This window comes from Pseudundibacterium arcticum (assembly GCF_042646465.1).
Taxonomy (GTDB): Bacteria; Pseudomonadota; Gammaproteobacteria; order Burkholderiales; family Burkholderiaceae_D; genus Undibacterium_A; species Undibacterium_A arcticum.
Genome location: NZ_JBHRTP010000085.1, coordinates 1 through 18877, shown reverse-complemented (window position 1 = coordinate 18877; position 18877 = coordinate 1). Strand labels below are relative to the sequence as shown.

General features: G+C 58.3%; 10 protein-coding genes. 8 read left to right on the top strand and 2 right to left on the bottom strand.

The features are described 5' to 3' along the window. Window positions 1–167 precede the first annotated feature (167 nt). The 4 genes from ACFOFO_RS22420 (at window position 168) to ACFOFO_RS22405 (ending at window position 12694) form a co-directional block, all read left to right on the top strand. The gene (locus tag ACFOFO_RS22420; RefSeq protein ID WP_390332911.1) at window positions 168–8912 is read left to right on the top strand and encodes a glycoside hydrolase family 94 protein; all 8745 of its coding nucleotides are present in this window, start codon (window positions 168–170) and stop codon (window positions 8910–8912) included. Window positions 8913–9226: 314 nt separating this feature from the next. Beyond that, the gene (locus ACFOFO_RS22415; protein ID WP_390322756.1) at window positions 9227–10306 is read left to right on the top strand and encodes a glycine zipper 2TM domain-containing protein; all 1080 of its coding nucleotides are present in this window, start codon (window positions 9227–9229) and stop codon (window positions 10304–10306) included. Between the two features lie 32 nt (window positions 10307–10338). Further along, entirely contained in the window at window positions 10339–11739 is a 1401-nt protein-coding gene (gene cls / locus ACFOFO_RS22410) for a cardiolipin synthase (RefSeq protein WP_390332909.1), read from the top strand. 52 nt (window positions 11740–11791) lie between these two features. Continuing rightward, window positions 11792–12694 carry a hypothetical protein gene (locus ACFOFO_RS22405; protein WP_390332908.1) on the top strand — a complete coding sequence of 301 codons (903 nt, stop codon included), beginning with the start codon at window positions 11792–11794 and terminating at the stop codon, window positions 12692–12694. Window positions 12695–12945: 251 nt separating this feature from the next. On the opposite strand, the gene ACFOFO_RS22400 is transcribed toward ACFOFO_RS22405, so the two are convergent. Then, window positions 12946–13887 carry a CysB family HTH-type transcriptional regulator gene (locus ACFOFO_RS22400; RefSeq protein WP_390322753.1) on the bottom strand — a complete coding sequence of 314 codons (942 nt, stop codon included), beginning with the start codon at window positions 13885–13887 and terminating at the stop codon, window positions 12946–12948. A gap of 175 nt (window positions 13888–14062) precedes the next feature. Then, window positions 14063–14533 carry an Lrp/AsnC family transcriptional regulator gene (locus ACFOFO_RS22395; RefSeq protein ID WP_390322752.1) on the bottom strand — a complete coding sequence of 157 codons (471 nt, stop codon included), beginning with the start codon at window positions 14531–14533 and terminating at the stop codon, window positions 14063–14065. Window positions 14534–14656: 123 nt separating this feature from the next. Between ACFOFO_RS22395 and ACFOFO_RS22390 the strand changes: the two genes are divergently transcribed. The 4 genes from ACFOFO_RS22390 (at window position 14657) to ACFOFO_RS22375 (ending at window position 18603) form a co-directional block, all read left to right on the top strand. Further along, window positions 14657–14953, top strand: coding sequence for a hypothetical protein (locus ACFOFO_RS22390; protein ID WP_390332905.1), 297 nt, complete (start codon window positions 14657–14659; stop codon window positions 14951–14953). A 368-nt stretch (window positions 14954–15321) separates the two neighbouring features. Beyond that, the gene (locus tag ACFOFO_RS22385; RefSeq protein ID WP_390332904.1) at window positions 15322–16767 is read left to right on the top strand and encodes a patatin-like phospholipase family protein; all 1446 of its coding nucleotides are present in this window, start codon (window positions 15322–15324) and stop codon (window positions 16765–16767) included. Between the two features lie 44 nt (window positions 16768–16811). After that, window positions 16812–17582, top strand: a complete 771-nt coding sequence (locus tag ACFOFO_RS22380) for a BamA/TamA family outer membrane protein (RefSeq protein ID WP_390327905.1) — start codon at window positions 16812–16814, stop codon at window positions 17580–17582. 112 nt (window positions 17583–17694) lie between these two features. Beyond that, on the top strand, window positions 17695–18603 hold the full coding sequence (locus ACFOFO_RS22375; protein ID WP_390322748.1) for a 5'-nucleotidase: 909 nt from the start codon (window positions 17695–17697) through the stop codon (window positions 18601–18603). Window positions 18604–18877 lie beyond the last annotated feature (274 nt).

The window sequence follows — 18877 nt, the reverse complement described above, 5'->3', positions numbered from 1 at the left end:
CAGTCTGTGTCCGCGCCGTGCCAAAAGATGGAACGGTGCGTCTTTTACTGAATCGATCCGGTACGGTTATCGATTTCTGATCGCGCCAGAACTGGATCTCGAACAACAAACCGCGTCGTGCATGAGCCGTTTCATCCAAATTCGTTGAATAGAAAGAAACGTCAGCATTGAAACCAGACAGCAAATTTCTACGCGATAATCTACTCGACTTCAAAAACGCATTGCTAGCCAGCAGCATTTCCGGCCGGCAAGCAGATGAAGAATTGCCGTTACGCGCAGAATTGTTCAGCGCCTGGCAGATGGAGCAACACGGACGCATACTGGCCAACGCCCACAAGCTCAGCACCGGACGTGGACGCGACCGACTGCTATCGCGCCTCGCCGATAATGAAAACGTCATCATCGATGCCTGCAAGCAGCTGACCGCGGCAATCAAGGCAGGCCGGCAAGTGACGCCCGCGGCAGAATGGCTGCTCGACAACTTCTACCTGATCGAAGAACAGATCCGCACCGCCAAGCGGCATCTTCCAAAAAATTACAGTAAGGAATTGCCGAACCTGCTGCGTGGCACCTCCGCCGGCAGGCCGCGCGTATATGACATCGCACTGGAAACCATTTCACACGGTGATGGCCGCGTCGATCCCGAAAGCCTGAGTCGCTTCGTCGCCGCCTACCAGCAGGTCACGACACTGAAGCTCGGCGAATTGTGGGCGATCCCGATCATGCTGCGCCTCGCGTTGATCGAAAACCTGAGGCGCGTCGCCGCCCGTCTGGCAACCACCCGCCACAACCGAAACCAGGCCGATGCCTGGGCGGATGAAATGGCGGAGACTGCCGAAACCGAACCAAGCAATCTGATCCTGCTGGTGGCCGACATGGCGCGTTCCAGTCCACCGATGGACAGTTCATTCGTCGCCGAACTGGTGCGGCGTCTACAAGGGCAAAGTCCGGCACTGACGCTGCCACTGACCTGGCTCTCGCAACATCTGGCGGAGTCTGGCCAAACCATCGAACAATTGGTCCAGTTCGATACGCAGCAGCAAGCCGCCGACCAGGTATCGATCAGCAATAGCATCGGTAGCCTACGCTTTCTCAGTGCCATGGACTGGCGCGAATTTGTCGAAAACATGAGTATGGTCGACCATGCTTTGCGCAAAGACCCGGCCGATACCTACACCCGAATGGATTTCGCGACGCGCGATCACTATCGGCATGTCGTGGAAAAAATTGCCAAGTACAGCCGCCTGTCCGAAGTCGACGTCGCCGACAACGCGATCCGGCTAGCCAGCGCCAATGCGACGCAGGCTGGTGCCGCAGACCGCACCAAACATGTTGGTTATTATCTGGTCGGCAATGGTTTGCTGGAATTGGAACGCGCGGCGGCTTCCCGCTTGCCGCCACTGGCAGCACTGCAGCGCATGGGCAGAAGCTCGCCGTTGGGTATCTATCTTGGCAGCATACTGTTGCTGACCCTGGCCGCCACCGGCGTCATCGTTGCCAAGGCCTATGTCGACGGCGTGCACGAATGGTTGCTCGCGCTCGTCGCATTGATCGCACTGGTCGCCACCAGCCAGTTTGCGCTATCCATGGTGAATTGGCTTGCCACCTTGATCACGATACCGCGTCCGCTCCCGCGCATGGATTTTTCTGATGGCATCCCACCGGAATCGCGCACGCTCGTCGTCGTCCCGACGATGCTGTTCACGAAGCAGAATATCGATAGCCTGTCCGAGGCGCTCGAAATTCGCTTTCTCGCCAACCGCGACGACAATCTGCGTTTTGGCCTGCTGACCGATTTCGGCGATGCAGAAACAGAAACGATGCCAACCGATGAAGCGATACTGGAACGCGCAAAGAAAAACATTGATGAACTAAATGAAAAATATCGCGACACCCACGGGGACAATTTCCTGCTGTTGCATCGTCCGCGGTGCTGGAACGCACAGGAAAAAATCTGGATGGGTTACGAGCGCAAGCGCGGCAAGCTGGCCGACCTCAACGCATTCTTGCGCGGCGACGCGGCCGATGCGTTCTCCCTGATCGTTGGCAATACCGATGGCCTGACCAATGTCAGGTATGTGATCACGCTCGATACCGATACGGAATTGCCACGCGATTCCGCACGGAAATTCGTGGCCACGATGGCGCATCCGCTGAACCGCCCGCAGTACGATGAAAAACGCCAGCGGGTCTGTCAAGGTTACGGCATCCTGCAACCGCGCGTGGCAGTCAGCCTGCCAGGCGCCGACGCATCGCGTTATGAACTGCTTTGCGGTGGCGAAACTGGTATCGATCCGTACACCCGCACCGCGTCCGATGTCTATCAGGATGTATTCGGCGAAGGATCGTTCATCGGCAAGGGCATCTACGATGTCGACGCCTTCGAACATGCGTTGCACGACCGCATGCCTGAAAACCGGATCCTTAGCCATGATCTGCTCGAAGGATGTTATGCACGTTCCGGCCTGCTGAGCGATGTGCAACTCTATGAAGCATATCCCTCCTGCTACAGCGCCGATGTCAGCCGCCGCCATCGCTGGATACGTGGCGACTGGCAGATTGCATCGTGGCTGTTGCCGAGGGTACCCGGCGCACGCGATGCATCGACCGGCAAGCTCCGTCGCCACCGCAATCCGCTATCGGCATTGTCGCGCTGGAAGCTGTTCGACAATCTGCGCCGCAGCGTCGTACCATTTGCGCTGACGGCATTATTGTTGATAGGCTGGAGCACGTTACCGTCGGCCTGGTTCTGGACCTGTGCGGTGCTCGGCATTCTGCTGATTCCATCGGTCTGCACATTCATCTTTAACCTCGCACGCTTGCCGGAGGATGTGCTGTTCCGTCAGCATTTCTCCGCATTGCTGCGATCGACTACCCAATACTTCACGCATGCTGCGTTGACACTGATTTTCCTGCCGTATGAAGCATGGTTCAATCTTGACGCAATCCTCCGGACCCTATGGCGGATATTGTGCTCGCACCGGGGACTGCTGGAATGGAATCCATCGAGCGAGGCGAATCGTCAGTCAGGCAACGGGCTGTATTCCTACTATCGAGCGATGTGGATCGCACCCGTGCTTGCGGTCGCGACCACTGCCTATCTGATCGCGGACAATCAGAATGCACTGCAAGCAGCCACACCGATCCTGCTGCTGTGGTGTTTATCACCCGCCATTGCATGCTGGATTAGCCGCCCGATCGGACGCCGCGCCGCGCATTTGTCGAATGAGCAGACGCGGTTCCTGAAATCGCTGTCGCGCAAGATGTGGCTATTTTTTGAAACCCACGTCGGCCCGGAAGACAATTGGCTGCCGCCTGACAACATGCAGGAACATCCTGTCGCGGCTGTCGCGCACCGCACATCGCCCACCAACATTGGCCTGTCGCTACTGGCCAATCTTGCCGCGTATGACTTCGGCTATATCCCCGCCGGGCAATTGATCGAACGGACTCAAAATACCCTGCGGACCATGGCCGCCCTGGAACGTTATCAGGGACATTTCTACAACTGGTACGACACGCAATACCTGAAACCGCTGCACCCGATGTATGTATCGGCGGTGGACAGCGGCAATCTTGCCGGTCATCTGCTCACGCTGCGGCCCGGCTTGACCGAATTGCTCGATACACCGATCCTCGGTGCCCGCGTATTCCCCGGCATCCGCGATACCTATGAAATCCTGCGCGACACTGCAGGCAGCGCACCGCTGGCGAAATTGATCCAGTTTGAGAAAGACCTCGAGTCCGCCTGCCAGTTTGCACCGGACACACTGATGGTCGCCCACGATTGCCTGGAGCGGCTGACCCACTCCGCCGCGACCTTCCTCGCCAGCCTCGACACCGTGCCCGACACGCAATTGAATGTATGGGCACGCGCGCTGGAAAGTCAGTGCCGTGAAGCGTTAGCTGAACTCAGCTTCCTGACGCCGTGGACACAGATACTCGCACCGTCCGAATGGATCGGTGACTTCCCCGAACTCGGCGAGATTCCAACGTTGCGCCAGCTGGCGCGGATCCACACCAGGTTGGCGCCGGCGCTTGGACAGCGGCTGGCCGCCCACACCAATCCGAAAGAGGTGGAACGTGCCTCGGCTCTCAATCTCATGGTGTCCGAAGGCAGCCGCCACGCCGCTGAACGCATGCTGTTGATCGAACAGCTCGCGATGCAAGCAGAAGAGTTTTCGCGGAAGGAATACGGCTTCCTGTACGATCCTGCCACGCACCTGCTGGCGATCGGTTACAACGTCACCGAACGCCGCCGCGATGCCAGCTCCTATGACCTGTTGGCCTCCGAAGCACGGCTCGCCACCTTCGTCGCCATCGCGCACGGGCAACTACCGCAAGAAAGCTGGTTCGCCCTCGGACGCCAGCTCACCGTCGCCGGCGGCGAGCCGATCCTGTTGTCGTGGAGTGGGTCGATGTTCGAATACCTTATGCCGCTGCTGGTGATGCCGACCTTTGCCAACACCCTGCTCGATCAGACCTATCATTCCGCAGTTGAACGGCAGATCGAATACGGCATCCAGCGCGGTGTGCGCTGGGGCATTTCGGAATCCGGCTACAACACCTTCGATGCCAGCCTGAATTATCAGTACCGCGCATTCGGCGTGCCCGGTCTCGGCTTCAAGCGCGGCCTCGGCGACGATCTGGTGATCGCACCGTATGCATCGATGATGGCATTGATGGTGGCGCCGGCAGAAGCATGTACCAACCTGCAGCATTTGTCCGCCGAAGGATTCGAAGGCAAGTTCGGCTTCTATGAAGCGATCGATTACACGCCGTCACGGCTGCCGCGCGGACAGACCCATGCGGTGATCCGTTCGTTTATGGCGCATCATCAAGGCATGGGTTTCCTGTCGCTGGCGTATCTGCTACTCGACCGTCCGTTACAAAAGCGTTTCGAGTCCGATCCGCTGTTCCAGGCGACCATGTCGCTGCTGCATGAGCGCGTGCCGAAAGCGACCGCGACCTATTCGAACACAACGGACTTGGCCGATATCCGCACTGTATCGATGGATCAGGAAATGCAACTGCGTGTACTGCAGCGTCCCGACTCCCGAACACCGGAAATTCAGCTGTTGTCCAACGGGCGTTACCACGTGATGATCACCAGCGCCGGCGGCAGCTACAGTCGCTGGAACGACCTGTCGATTACCCGCTGGCGTGAAGACAGTACGCGCGATAACTGGGGCGCGTTCTGTTATGTGCGCGACATGGAAGATGGCCGTTTCTGGTCGACCGCATTCCAGCCGACACGGACACAGCCGAAGAATTACGAAGTGATCTTCTCCGAAGGCCGCGCCGAATTCCGTCGCAGCGACAACAACTTCGACATGCACACCGAAATAGTTGTTTCGCCGGAAGACGATATCGAACTGCGGCGTACCCGTATCACCAATCGCGCGCGCTCGCGCAGAACCATCGAAATCACCAGCTATGCGGAAGTGGTGCTGGCACCCGCAGCGGCAGATTCGATGCATCCGGCATTTTCCAACCTGTTCGTACAGACTGAAATCGTCCATCCGTGCCGCGCCATTCTGTGCACCCGCCGCCCGCGCTCGATGAATGAAAAAATGCCGTGGATGTTCCATTTGATGGCGGTGCATGGCGCCGACATCGACGCGATATCGTACGAAACAGATCGCATGCAATTCATCGGGCGCGGCAATACCGTCGCCGCGCCGCAAGCGATGCAGGGCCTTGGGCCGCTGGCGGGCAACCAAGGTTCGGTGCTCGATCCGATCGTCGCGATCCGTTATCAGATCACGCTCGACGCAGAACAATCGGCAACCATAGACATGGTGACCGGCATCGCCGAATCACGCGATTTCTGTCTCACCCTGATTGAAAAATATCAGGATCGTCATCTGGCAGACCGTGTCGTCGAACTATCGTGGACCCATAGTCAGGTCGTGCTGCGCCAGCTGAATGCCAGCGAGGCCGATGCGCAACTATATGGACGTCTGGCCAACTCGGTCATTTACGTCAATCCGCTGTTGCGCGCTGATGCCAGCGTACTGATCCACAATCAACGCGGACAATCAGGCTTGTGGAGCTATGCAATTTCCGGCGACCTGCCGATCGTGCTGGTGCGGATCAAGAATCAGGAAAATATCGAGCTGGTGCGTCAGCTGGTGCAGGCGCATGCATATTGGCGCTCGAAAGGATTGGCTGTCGATCTCGTGATCTGGAACGAAGAGCATAACGGTTACCGGCAGGTCTTGCAGGAGCAGATCATGGGGCTGATTTCAACCGTCACCGGCGTCCACGCGATTGATCGTCCGGGCGGCATATTCGTGCGACTGCTCGATCAGATTTCCAATGAAGACCGGGTGCTGTTCCAGTCGGTGGCGCGAGTGATCTTGACTGACAGCCGTGGCACACTGGCCGAACAGCTCAACCGCCGCGACCTGCGGGATGTGCGCGTGCCCCGGCTGGTACCGACCAGCAATCTCCCATCGATTGCCGCACGCAAGGGCATTGTTTTGCCCAAACGGGAACTGATCCTGTCGAACGGCATTGGTGGTTTCACGCCGGATGGACGCGAATATGTGATCACCACCTCAGCCCAGCACGTCACGCCTGCGCCGTGGGTCAATGTGATGGCCAATCCGCAGTTCGGGACCGTCATTTCCGAAAGCGGACAAGCGTACACCTGGGGCGAGAACGCGCATGAATTTCGCCTGACGCCATGGGCCAATGATCCGGTCAGCGACGCCGGCGGCGAAGTGTTCTATCTGCGCGACGAAGAGACCGGACTCTACTGGTCCCCTACTCCGCTGCCCCGCCGCGGCGAGGGCGACTATGTCACGCGGCATGGTTTCGGTTACAGCGTGTTCGAGCATATCGAAGACGGTATCGCGTCCGAGCTGACCGTGTATGTTGCGGTGGATGCATCGGTCAAATATTCGGTGCTGCGCATACGCAATGATTCCGACACGATACGCAAGCTGTCCGCCACGGGTTATGTCGAATGGGTACTGGGCGACCTGCGTCCGAAATCGGCAATGCACATCATCACCGAAACCGATCCGGCGACCGGTGCACTGTTTGCGCGCAATCCGTACAATACTGAGTTCACCGAGCGCACTGCGTTCTTCGATGTCGATACAACCGCGCGTACCATCAGCGGCGACCGCAATGAATTCATCGGCCGCAACGGATCATTGCAAAACCCAGTCGCGATGGAGCGTGTACGCTTGTCCGGCAAGCTCGGCGCCGGTCTTGACCCATGTGCTGCGATGCAGGTGGAGTTTGAACTGGGCCAGGGGCAGCAACGCGAAATCGTGTTCATGCTCGGCATGGCCGATACCCGTCACACCAATGTCGGCAATCTCGTGCAGCGGTACCGCGGCAGGGCCGCAGCGCAGGAGGCGCTCAACGCCGTGCAAGCCTACTGGGCGCGTACGCTAGGTGCGGTACAAGTCAAGACACCGGACGAGTCGCTGAATGTCCTCGCCAATGGCTGGCTGATGTACCAAACCATCGCTTGCCGCTTGTGGGCGCGCAGCGGCTACTACCAGTCCGGCGGCGCATTCGGATACCGCGACCAGTTGCAGGACACCATGGCCCTGGTGCACAGCGAGCCGACACTGGTGCGCGCGCATTTGCTGTTGTGCGCTGCCCATCAATTCATCGAAGGCGACGCACAACATTGGTGGCATCCGCCGACCGACCGCGGTGTCCGGACCCACTGTTCCGACGACTACCTATGGCTGCCGCTCGCGGTTCATCGTTATGTGATTAGCACTGGCGACACCGGCGTCCTGGATGAAACGGTGCACTTCATCGAAGGCCGTCCGGTCAATCAGGATGAAGATTCTTACTATGACCTGCCGATCCGTTCGGAGGAAGTCGCGACGCTATATGCGCATTGCGTACGTGCGATTGAAAGAGGATTGAAATTTGGCGCACATGGCCTGCCGCTGATCGGATCCTGTGACTGGAACGACGGCATGGACAAGGTCGGTGAACACGGCAAAGGCGAAAGCATCTGGCTCAGCTTCTTTCTCTATGAAGTGCTGATGCGTTTTGCTGAAATCGCCACGATCCACAACGACCAGACTTTCTCCGATCGTTGCGCTGCCGAAGCTGCTCAGCTACGGCAGAATATCGACCAAAACGGCTGGGATGGCGAATGGTATCGCCGTGCGTATTTCGATGACGGGACACCGCTTGGTTCCGCACAAAACGTCGAATGCCAGATCGATTCCATTTCGCAAAGCTGGTCGGTATTGTCCGGCGCCGGCGACCCGAAACGTTCGCGGATGGCGATGCAGGCAGTCGACCGCCGGCTGGTGCGGCGAGAAGACTCGATCATCCAGTTGCTCGATCCCCCGTTCGACAAATCCGATCAGAATCCCGGCTATATCCGCGGATATGTTCCGGGCGTACGTGAGAACGGCGGACAGTACACGCATGCGGCGATCTGGACCGTGATGGCATTTGCCAAGATGGGCGACAACCAGCGCGCGTGGGAATTGTTGCAGATGATCAATCCCGTCAACCATGGCAAGACTGCCAGGGGTATTGCCACCTACAAGGTTGAACCCTATGTCGTCGCTGCAGACGTGTATGCGGTATCGCCACACGTGGGCCGTGGCGGCTGGACCTGGTACACCGGATCGTCGGGATGGATGTACAGGTTGATTGTGGAATCGCTGCTGGGTTTGACGTTGGCAGGCGACAAGCTGATTATCACGCCATGCCTGCCGCGTGACTGGCGTACGTTTGAATTAAATTATCGGTATCGCGATACGATGTATCGGATTGTGGTGACGCAAAGCAGTGCCGAAGGTGTTGCTGATAATGTGAAGGTGGATGGCATCGAGCAGCACGATGGGGTGATTCCGCTGGTTGATGACAAGCGCGAACATGCGGTGGAGATATTGGTACATACGCGCTTTGCCTAGCCGGGAGAGGGTTGAAATCAGCAGCACCTGGATGCGATTTTGGCTGCCGAATGTTATCGGCAGGCAACTTAGAAGTTGGGCCATCGGAACGAAACGATGCGTGCTCAAGAATATTTTGGCTGAAAGGTGTAGCGTTTGATGTCATGCATCAACTGCAAGTCAGTAAGTTGATCCGTCCAACAAGATCGCAATGGACGTCCATGTTCGTTAGCGCACAGACCATTCTTGCCAGGCCGGTTTATCTTGCGACCGTAGGCATTAGTAATGTCGATGGATTCATCTGAATCGATCGCATCAATGAACCGGGGAAATTCATGGAAATTACACAAAAATTCTTTGCCGGGGTGGTCGCCATGTCAGCGCTGATGCCGTTGGCACTCCTGCCAGGCCAGGTACACGCACAACAGCCTGGCGGACCCCAGGCTACACCACGCATTGAAGGTTTCAATGTCGATGAAGTCCGTCGACTGGCCCCCGGGGTCGAGCTCAATTTCGAGCTCTACGGGACGCCAGGGGGCGTGGCGAGCTTGCGCATAGCAGGCGCAACGCGCAATCTGACGCTGATTGAAGTTGAAGCCGGGCAATACGAAGGCACTTACACGATCAGCGGCCGCGACAACATTGCTGCACGCAGCCCGGTAACTGCCAATCTGCGCGTCGGTAATCAGGTCGCCAGCGCGGTCCTGACTGAATCCTTGCAAGTTGGCGTCGGTCAGCACAATGCGATAGCCATGCCGGGGCCGCAGCCAAAAATAGAGCGTTTCAATGTCGATCCGATTCCTGACTTAAGCGGCGGTAATGATTTGCATTTCACGATATTCGGCACCCCTGGCGGAAAAGTCGATATCGCCATCAACGGCGTCAAGGGCAAGATCTTGTTGCCAGAGGTGAGCAGCGGCGAATATGCCAACACCTACACGATCAGGAATCGCGATCGGATCGCGTCGAACAGCATCGTCACGGCCAATCTGCGCGTGGGTGAGCGCGTTACCAGCGTCATCCTGGGTAAAGCCTTGCAAACCGCGGCAGCCCCGGCGCCAGTACGCGTCGCCCGCGTTTGCAATAACTGCGGCACGGTTGAAGCAGTCAATCTCATCGAAGTCAAAGGCGAAGGCGGCTATCTCGGCACGATCGGCGGTGGTGTCGTCGGTGCTTTGCTGGGTAGCCAGGTCGGCGGCGGCAAGGGTCGGACCGCAGCTGAAATAGCCGGTGCGGTAGGCGGTGCGTATGCTGGTCGTACCATCGAAGGCAACTCGCGCGCTTCGAATCACTATGAGGTATTGGTTCGTCTGCAAAACGGCGCGACACAAACCGTTACCTTTGCCGCCGAACCTGGCTTTCGGGTTGGTGATAAAGTCAAAATCACGGATGGCGTAATCGTGCGCAATCCGTGACGCCGCTGGCGGGCGTGAATCCGGAGTGGCTCATGCGCTGCAATGTTCGTCTTAAATGGATCGCCTGTTTCGTCAGCGTGATCGGAATCGGGCTGCTGGCCACTGCCTGCGCGGCGCTCCCCGAAGTGCGATATCTGAGTGGTTCGCTGGTAGCGCCGGAAAACCCAACGGTGACCAATGCGCAAGGCACTCTGAGCGCCAAAAAATCGAATTCCCTGCTTACCAGACGCTGGCACAATTCGCACGTGGGTATCGTAACGTTGGCAGCGCTGGCAGCGCTGGAAGAAGCGGCTACCGGCACTCCTTTGATCGCCGGTAACAAAGTCACCTTGCTTTATGATGGCCCGCAAACCATGGCGGCGATGATCCAGGCGATCAGCGCGGCCACGGATCACATCAATTTAGAAACCTATATCTTCGACCAGGATGAGCTCGGCATCCGTTTTGCAGATCTGCTGATCGCCCGCCAACGCGCCGGGGTGCAAGTCAATGTGATCTACGACAGTGTCGGCACGATTGGCACGCCGCAGGCCTTCTTCGATAAAATGCGCGACGCCGGCATTCACCTGCTGGCCTTCAATCCCGTCAACCCGCTGAAGCTGATCGGGCCATGGGAGCCGAACAATCGCGATCACCGGAAAATTCTGGTCGTCGACGGTGTGGTCGCCTTCACGGGCGGAGTGAATATCAGCAATAGCTATGGCAACAGTTCGCTGTTCCGCTCGAAATCTCGACGCGATGCCAAAGTCGGCTGGCGCGATACCCATATCAAGATCGAAGGACCGGCGGTCGCCGCACTACAGTGGCTATTTCTGAATAACTGGGCCAGCCAGAAATCGCCCGATCTCCCCGATAGCAATTTCTTTCCCCCGTTAAAAGAAGTCGGCGACAAGCTGGTCCGGGTTCTGGCCAGCGAACCCGACGGTGATTATGATATTTACAAGGCTTATTTTTTGGCGATACAAAAGGCAAAGAATACGGTGCATATTACCTGCGCCTATTTCGTGCCGGACGCGCAGATTCTGCAGGCGTTGAAGGCTGCTGCACAACGCGGCGTCGACGTCAAAATCATTTTGCCGGGAGTGACTGACAGCGGTCTGGTTTTCCATGCGGCGCAATCGTTTTACAGTGAAATGCTGGCCAGCGGGATCAAGATCTATCAGCTGCAAATCGCAGTCTTGCATGCCAAGACCGCCGTGATCGACCGGGTTTGGGGGACGGTCGGTTCGACCAATATCGATACCCGCAGCTTCTTGCACAATAATGAAATCAACGTGGTGGTCTTTGGCGACGAATTTGGCAACGCGATGGAAAATGCGTTCGTCGAGGACCTGCGCCGTTCGGTCGAGATCTCCAAGGATAAATGGGACCAGCGGCCGCTGGGAGACCAGTTCAAGGAATGGATTGCGCGCAGACTCGAGTATTGGCTGTGATGCGTCGCCCGCTGGAATAGTCGAAGTCCTGATTTACTGTGATGGAATGATCATGCAGAAGCGTTTTTGGTCAAGCTCGGTGAGCTGGTTCAGATGCCTGGTGTTGATCTGCGCCGCGGGCGTCTCCTACGGCGCGATCGCGAAGCCGGATCCGGTGGCTACCCTGCGCGCAAAATACACGTCGCTGGAGCAACAACTGCGGCAGAATCAATTCAAGCGGCCGCTGGTTCTCGAATCGGCCGAAACACCGAGCCGCTTGCAGGGCGACATTTACGCGGTCGTCGATTACCCTTTTGGCGCGGTGAATGCTGGCCTGAACAATCCGGAACACTGGTGCGACGTGATGCTCCTGCACCTCAACACCAAATATTGTCACGCGATCGAAAGGCCGTCGGGCACCATCCTGAGAGTCAATATCGGCAAGAAAACGCCCCAAGAACTGGCCGATGCGGCGCGTGTCGAATTCAATTACAGCGTCCTTGCGGCGACCCCGGAATATGTCGAAATCTTGCTCAACGCCAAACGCGGGCCGATGGGCACCAGCGACTACCGCATCCTGCTGGAAGTGGTGGCGCTGCCGAACGCCAAGGCGTTCTTGCATCTGACGTATGCTTACGCAGTGAATTTTTCCGGCCGGCTGGCCATGCAGACCTATCTCGGAACTATCGGCAGCGGCAAGGTGGGGTTCACCGTGATCGGCAAGCTGGCCGATGGTCAACCTGACTATATCGGCGGGGTGCGTGGTCTGATTGAACGCAACACGATGCGTTATTACCTCGCGATCGATACCTTTTTAGAGGCCGCCAATGCGCCGCCGGCGGCGCAGCTCGAGAAACGTTTGCAGAGCTGGTTTGCGGCTACCGAGCGTTATCCGCGGCAGTTGCATGAGGTGGATCGGGGCGCGTATCTTGAGATGAAGCGTGCTGAGTATTTGCGGCAGCAGACTGTCCATTAACCGGGGTGCTCAGTTGATGGGTTTACCGACAGCACCGGCACTGCGTCGCATAACCAGGAACCGCCCCTTTCCATCAGGAATTTGCTAAACACCCCGATGGTGCCATGCAACGCTGCCGCCGCAGAGGCATACAAGACGCCCTTCGCGTTGGAGGATAGCGCACGATTTGTCAGCACTGGCCGACACCTGATTCTGCTAATGAATGATGGTCACACAAAGCCGATGCGATCGGCGGTAAGACGCTGCGATGCTTAATCGTCACCGCGATGCGCAGCACCAAGCATGGCTTGTTCGATCAAGTCGCGCGTCAGCGCCGGCGCCAACAATTCAATGAAGGTATAGACGTAGCTGCGCAGATATGCGCCCCGCCGGAAGGCTATGCGCGACACGTTGCTGCCAAACAGATGGCCGGCCGGAATTGCACGCAATCCGGTGTCGCGCTGCGAATCGAATGCCATGCCGGCAATGATGCCGATCCCAAGTCCGCATTCGACATAGGTCTTGATCACATCGGCATCGATCGCCTCGAGCTGGACATCGGCCTGCAAGCCGCAGTCGCTGAAAGCGCAATCAATTTTGCTGCGGCCGGCGAATGCGCTGTCATAGGTGATCAATGGGTACGCGGCAAGGTCGTGCAGTGTGATGCTTGCTGATTGCAGCAAGGGATGGCCGGGCGGCACTACCAGCACATGCTCCCATTGATAACAAGGCAGCGAAATCAGGCCCGGTATATCGGCGATCGCTTCGGTAGCAATGACCAGGTCGGACTGATCTTTCAATACCATCTCGGCGACCTGCTGCGGATTGCCCTGCAACAGCGATATCCTCACCTTCGGAAACTGTTGTGCGAATGCCTGCACCACCTTGGGTAGCGCATAGCGCGCTTGCGTATGCGTGGTGGCGATCGTCAGATTGCCGCTATCCTGCGCGGCGAATTCCTTGCCGATGCGCTGGATACTTTCGATCTCGCGGATGATCAGTTCAACCGACTGTAATACCGTGCGCCCGGGTTCAGTCAAGCCGCGTAGCCGCTTGCCGTGGCGCTCGAAGATATCGACGCCGAGCTCTTGTTCGAGTTCGAGGATCGACTTCGACACGCCGGGTTGGGACGTGGTCAGCGCCTTCGCGGCATCGGTCAGATTGAAGTTCTGTCGTACGGCTTCGCGGACGAAGCGCAGTTGATGCAGATTCATCGGTGTCGGATTGGAATGGTTAGCGGGATCGCATACGGGGCCCGCCGTCCTGCTCAGCGGGAACCGAACTGCCGATCGTAGCAAAGTTGCACACAGAAGTCGCTGCATACCGAATAGGGCCAGTGATCAATCAAATTCGCACAACCAATTGGACTGATCACAGGTCCTAGCATGCTCATGGCTGCACCGATGGTTCTTTTTTAAGGCAGCGCAACACAAAGGTCGATCGGCTATGGCGCAAGCCCGGCAGTTTGTACAACTTGTGGCGCAGGAATTGCTCATAGCCTTCGGTGCCGGCGACGGCGACCTTGATCAGGTAATCGTATTCGCCGGTCAATAAATAGGCCTCCACCACTTCCGGCAATTCCGCCAGCGCCGCGCCAAAACGCTCGAGCGTATCGTCGTCGTGGCGATCCAGCGTCACCTCGATGATCACGGTATCGGGCAGGCCGAGCGCCTTCTGGTTGAGTAGCACCGCGTAGCCTTCGATCACACCTCGTTCTTCCAGCGCCTTGACCCGGTTCCAGCACGGCGTCGCAGACAGGCCGACCCGTTCCGCCAGCTTCAGGTTACTCAGGCGGCCATCGCGGCGCAGTTCGCGCAGAATCCGGCGGTCGATCTCGTCCAGTTTTGCAGAATTTCCCATCTCGCTCGATAAATAGATAATAATTTATTGATTATACATATTGATAGTCAATTCATCTTCATTTTTGCGATTTACAGAGAATATAAGAATCCTATTTTGCGGACGCTTTGATACAGTATTCGCATGCAAACACATCCTCTCCTACACCAGATGCAGCTCACTTTCGGGATCGAAGGTGGCGAAATTTACGCAACGCTTGAATGGGTGCTGGCCCATGCGCGCCGCATCGGCCTGACCTTGCTGGAACTGAAAATGCCGCCGCGTACGCCCGCCGGGCAACATACCGCTGTCGCGATGCATGTGGCGGCGCGTCAAGCCGAACCGCTGAACCTGTTCGTGGCGCGCCTGGAAAATGGTGTCGACCTGACCGAGCTGCGCTATACGGTTGCATCGGTTGCGACCTGTACCGATGGGGATTAACGCCGCGGAACGATCCTGATCAGGGGTCTGGACCGGCCCCCTCCCCCCGCAGCAATAGCCAATTCTTGGTCTCCCTCGGTGCCGCCAAATCGCGAAAAAAATGTCGGTCGCCATCGGGTTCCCGCTAGCGCCGTGCGCACCACGCCGATATTGTGTTGTGAATCATTCGGCAAGCAAACCACCTACTTATAACAACGCTGGATCGCCGCATCCGTCCTGTTCTTGCTTTCCCGACTTGTTTAGCTGAATATGGCGCCTGCTGCCGGCCGCCGGATTTTCGCTTAAGCCGGCGCCACGAATTGGCCAGACGCGCCGCAGCGTCGCATCGATCACACCCGAATCATTTCGAAAATCGCCAGGGACCGGCCATGTCGTTCATCTCATCATTCCTTGCGCGCACGCGCGCGATGCCGCTGCAGCTGATTGCCTTGCTCACGAGCGCACTGCTGGCCGCTGATCCGGCCACCGTTCATGCGGTCGACGGCCGTGTCGCGAACAAGCCGGCGCGCCCGCGTATCTGCCTGGTGCTGTCCGGTGGTGGTGCCCGCGGCGCGGCGCATGTGGGCGTGTTGAAAGTACTGGAAGAAATGCGGATCCCGATCGACTGCATCGCCGGCACCAGCATGGGATCGATCGTCGGCGGCAGCTACGCGGCCGGCGCGTCGATCGCGGAAATGGAACAACAACTCAAGTCCATCACCAGCGAGACCCTGTTCAAGGACAAGCCGCCGCGCCAGGACGTGCCGATCCATCGCAAGCAGGACGATCAGACCTTGTATTTCAGCCCGGAACTCGGTGTCCGCGACGGCAAGATCCTGCTGCCGAAAGGCATCGTCTCCGGCATCGTGCTGGAAGCGGAATTGCGCAAGCTGGCGAAGACGCCGGGTTACATCAATTTCGACGAATTGCCGATTCCATTCCGGGCGGTAGCAACCGATATCGCCAGCGGCCAGATGGTGGTGTTTCGCGATGGTGAACTGGCCAGCGTGATGCGCGCCAGCATGTCGGTCCCGGCCGCGATGGACCCGGTCGAGATCGATGGCAAGCTGCTGGTCGACGGCGGCCTGGCGCGTAATCTGCCGGTCGACGTGGCGCGCGCAATGGGGGCCGACATCGTCATCGCGGTCAACCTCGGTACCCCGCTGCTGCAGCGCGAGGCGATCACATCGGTGTTCGGGGTCACGCTGCAGATGATCAACATCCTGACGGAACAAAACGTGCAGGCCTCGCTGGCATCGCTGGGGCCGAAGGACATTCTCATTGCACCCGAACTGGGCGATTTTTCGGCCACCGACTTCGATCATCTGGGTCTGACGGTACCGATCGGTGAAGCCGCGGCGCGCAAGGTGGCGGCCCAGTTGGCGCCCTACAGCCTGTCGGTCGAAGACTATGCGGAACTGCAAGCCGATAAAGTCACGCTGGCGCCGCCGGATCTGCGGCCGGTGCACAAGATTCGGGTCGATGGCTTGCAACGGATGAATCCGGCGGTGGTCGAAGCGACAATGGAGACCAAGGTCGGCGTAGCGATCGAGCACAAACCCTGGATCGCGACATCCGCCGCATCTACGGCCGCGGCGATTTCGAGCACGTCAACTACCGCATCAGCCCCGATGAAGACGGCCAGCGGATGCTGGCGATCAAGACCAGCGAGAAATCCTGGGGCCCGAGTTACCTGCGCATCGGCCTCGGGCTCTCCAGCGATTTCCGCGGCGATGCGTTTTTCAACCTGCTCGGCAGCTATCGCAAGACCTGGCTCAATTCACTCGGCGCCGAATGGCGCACCGACCTGCAGGTCGGCCGCAGCAGCCGGCTGACCACCGAATTGCACCAGCCGCTCGATGAGCGGCAATACCTGTTCGTGGCGCCAAGAATCGGCATCGAACGGCGGCCGATCGACCTGTTCAACGGCAACACGCGCTTTGCCAGCCTGAATGTGTACGATGCCCAGGCCGGGGTCGATGTCGGCAGCCAGTTCGGCAAATACGGCGAGCTGCGGTTTGGCATGATGCGCGGCAACCTTCACTACAATGTCGATACTGGCCAGACGGTCCTGCCGCAGGCGGGCGTCAACATTGGCAAAGGAGGCTTTACTGGGCACCTGTATCTGGATCAGCTGGACAGCTGGAACTTCCCGCGCGATGGTTACGGCGGCAACCTCACTCTATTGGCATCGCGCCAGTCGCTCGGGGCGCAAGACGACTACAACCGCTGGAGTGCCGACTTCGTGAGCGCGCATTCGGTCGGCCGGCATACGCTGCTGCTCGGCGTCAGGGCCGGCGGCGCGATCGGCCGGAACCCGCTGCCGATCTACGATCAATTCCAGTTCGGCGGTTTGCAGCAGCTGTCCGGTTACCGCACCGGTCAATTTTTTGGCGAATCGGTCCAGTTCGCCAGCCTGACCTACATGAACAAACTGGCCAACGCGCCGTTCCTGGAAGGCGCCTACGCCGGCTTTTCGCTGGAGGCCGGTAAGGTCGGCCACCAGTTGATCGGCGGATCGCCCGGCGGCGTCGTGAAATCGATGTCGGTCTTCGTTGCGCTCGACAGCCCGCTCGGTCCGCTGTACCTGGCGTATGGCCGCGCGCTGGATGGCAATTCTAGCTATTACCTGTTCCTGGGACGGCCTTGATTGCGCGGAGCTCCTGCTCAACGCTCCGCGCTAAGCTCCCGCTTCAACCTCTTTATAATGGCGCATACCCATTCACCTTTGCCACTTCCCGGCACGCAGGAACAAGGACACCATGCCCGTCTCGCTCGATAAATTGCTCGTCGTCGGTATCTCATCGCGCGCCCTGTTCGACCTGGAAGCGGAAGAAGCGATCTTCCGCAATCAGGGGCTGGACGCCTACCGCCGCCACCAGATCGCCAATGAAAATGAAATTCTGAAGCTGGGCGCAGGCTTTGCGCTGGTGCGCGCGCTGCTGAAGCTGAACGCATTGACGCCGGAGCGGCGCTTCGTCGAAGTGGTGGTGATGTCGCGCAATTCCTCCGAGACCTCGATGCGCATCTTCAATTCGATCGAGCATTACGGACTCGACATCACCCGTGCGGTGCTATCCGGCGGCGCGTCGCTGGCACCGTATCTGCAGGCGTTCAATGTCAGCCTGTTCCTGTCGCTGCATGAGGACGACGTGCAGGCCGCGGTCAATTCCGGCGTCGCGTCGGCGCTGCTGTATCAGAAACCCGAAAATGTGCTGCAGGAACTCGACCAGATCCGGATCGCCTTCGATGGTGACGCTGTGATTTTTTCCGATGAATCGGAACGGATTTTTCAGCAACAGGGGATCGAAGCATTCGAGCGGCACGAGCGCGAGAACGCCTTGAAGCCGCTGCCGGAAGGCCCGTTCGCACGGTTGCTGAAGGCGCTGTCGTTCATCCAGAATAATTTCAAGAACGCCGATGGCCGCGCCGCGCCGATCCGTACCGCGCTGGTCACCGCACGCTCGTCGCCGGCACACGAACGGGTGATCCGCACTCTGCGCGCGTGGGACGTGGCGATCGACGAAACCTTCTTCATGGGCGGCGTCGCCAAGTCGGATGTGCTGCAGGCGTTCAAGCCGCATATGTTTTTCGACGATCAGCCGGGCCATTGCGACCGGGCGCGGGCGCTGGTGCCGACCGGACGCGTGCCGATCATCACCCAGACATGAATCGGCAAATACGGATCAACACGCATAAACACGCATAAACCCGCAGACAAAAAACGGCGCATCAGGCGCCGTTTAATTTCAGTTTGAAGTCGTCATCGAGATCTGAAGTGCCGGTCGAGCCCAGAATGCCGACTTAAAAATATACTGGCAAAGCAACAACATAAAGCCGCTTAATTTACATGGTAGTTAGGCATATACTCCATGAATTTTTGATCGGAATCGAGTAAGGGACGGGGTTGCCCCCGTCGCCTTCTCACACCACCGTACGTGCGGT

What these genes read in the sequence shown, in the direction of transcription:
- ACFOFO_RS22385 (WP_390332904.1), top strand. Translation starts at nt 15,322, where the DNA reads ATGTCGTTCATCTCATCATTCCTTGCGCGCACGCGCGCGATGCCGCTG.
- ACFOFO_RS22415 (WP_390322756.1), top strand. Translation starts at nt 9,227, where the DNA reads ATGGAAATTACACAAAAATTCTTTGCCGGGGTGGTCGCCATGTCAGCG.
- ACFOFO_RS22375 (WP_390322748.1), top strand. Translation starts at nt 17,695, where the DNA reads ATGCCCGTCTCGCTCGATAAATTGCTCGTCGTCGGTATCTCATCGCGC.
- ACFOFO_RS22390 (WP_390332905.1), top strand. Translation starts at nt 14,657, where the DNA reads ATGCAAACACATCCTCTCCTACACCAGATGCAGCTCACTTTCGGGATC.
- ACFOFO_RS22405 (WP_390332908.1), top strand. Translation starts at nt 11,792, where the DNA reads ATGCAGAAGCGTTTTTGGTCAAGCTCGGTGAGCTGGTTCAGATGCCTG.
- cls (WP_390332909.1), top strand. Translation starts at nt 10,339, where the DNA reads ATGCGCTGCAATGTTCGTCTTAAATGGATCGCCTGTTTCGTCAGCGTG.
- ACFOFO_RS22400 (WP_390322753.1), bottom strand. Translation starts at nt 13,887, where the DNA reads ATGAATCTGCATCAACTGCGCTTCGTCCGCGAAGCCGTACGACAGAAC.
- ACFOFO_RS22395 (WP_390322752.1), bottom strand. Translation starts at nt 14,533, where the DNA reads ATGGGAAATTCTGCAAAACTGGACGAGATCGACCGCCGGATTCTGCGC.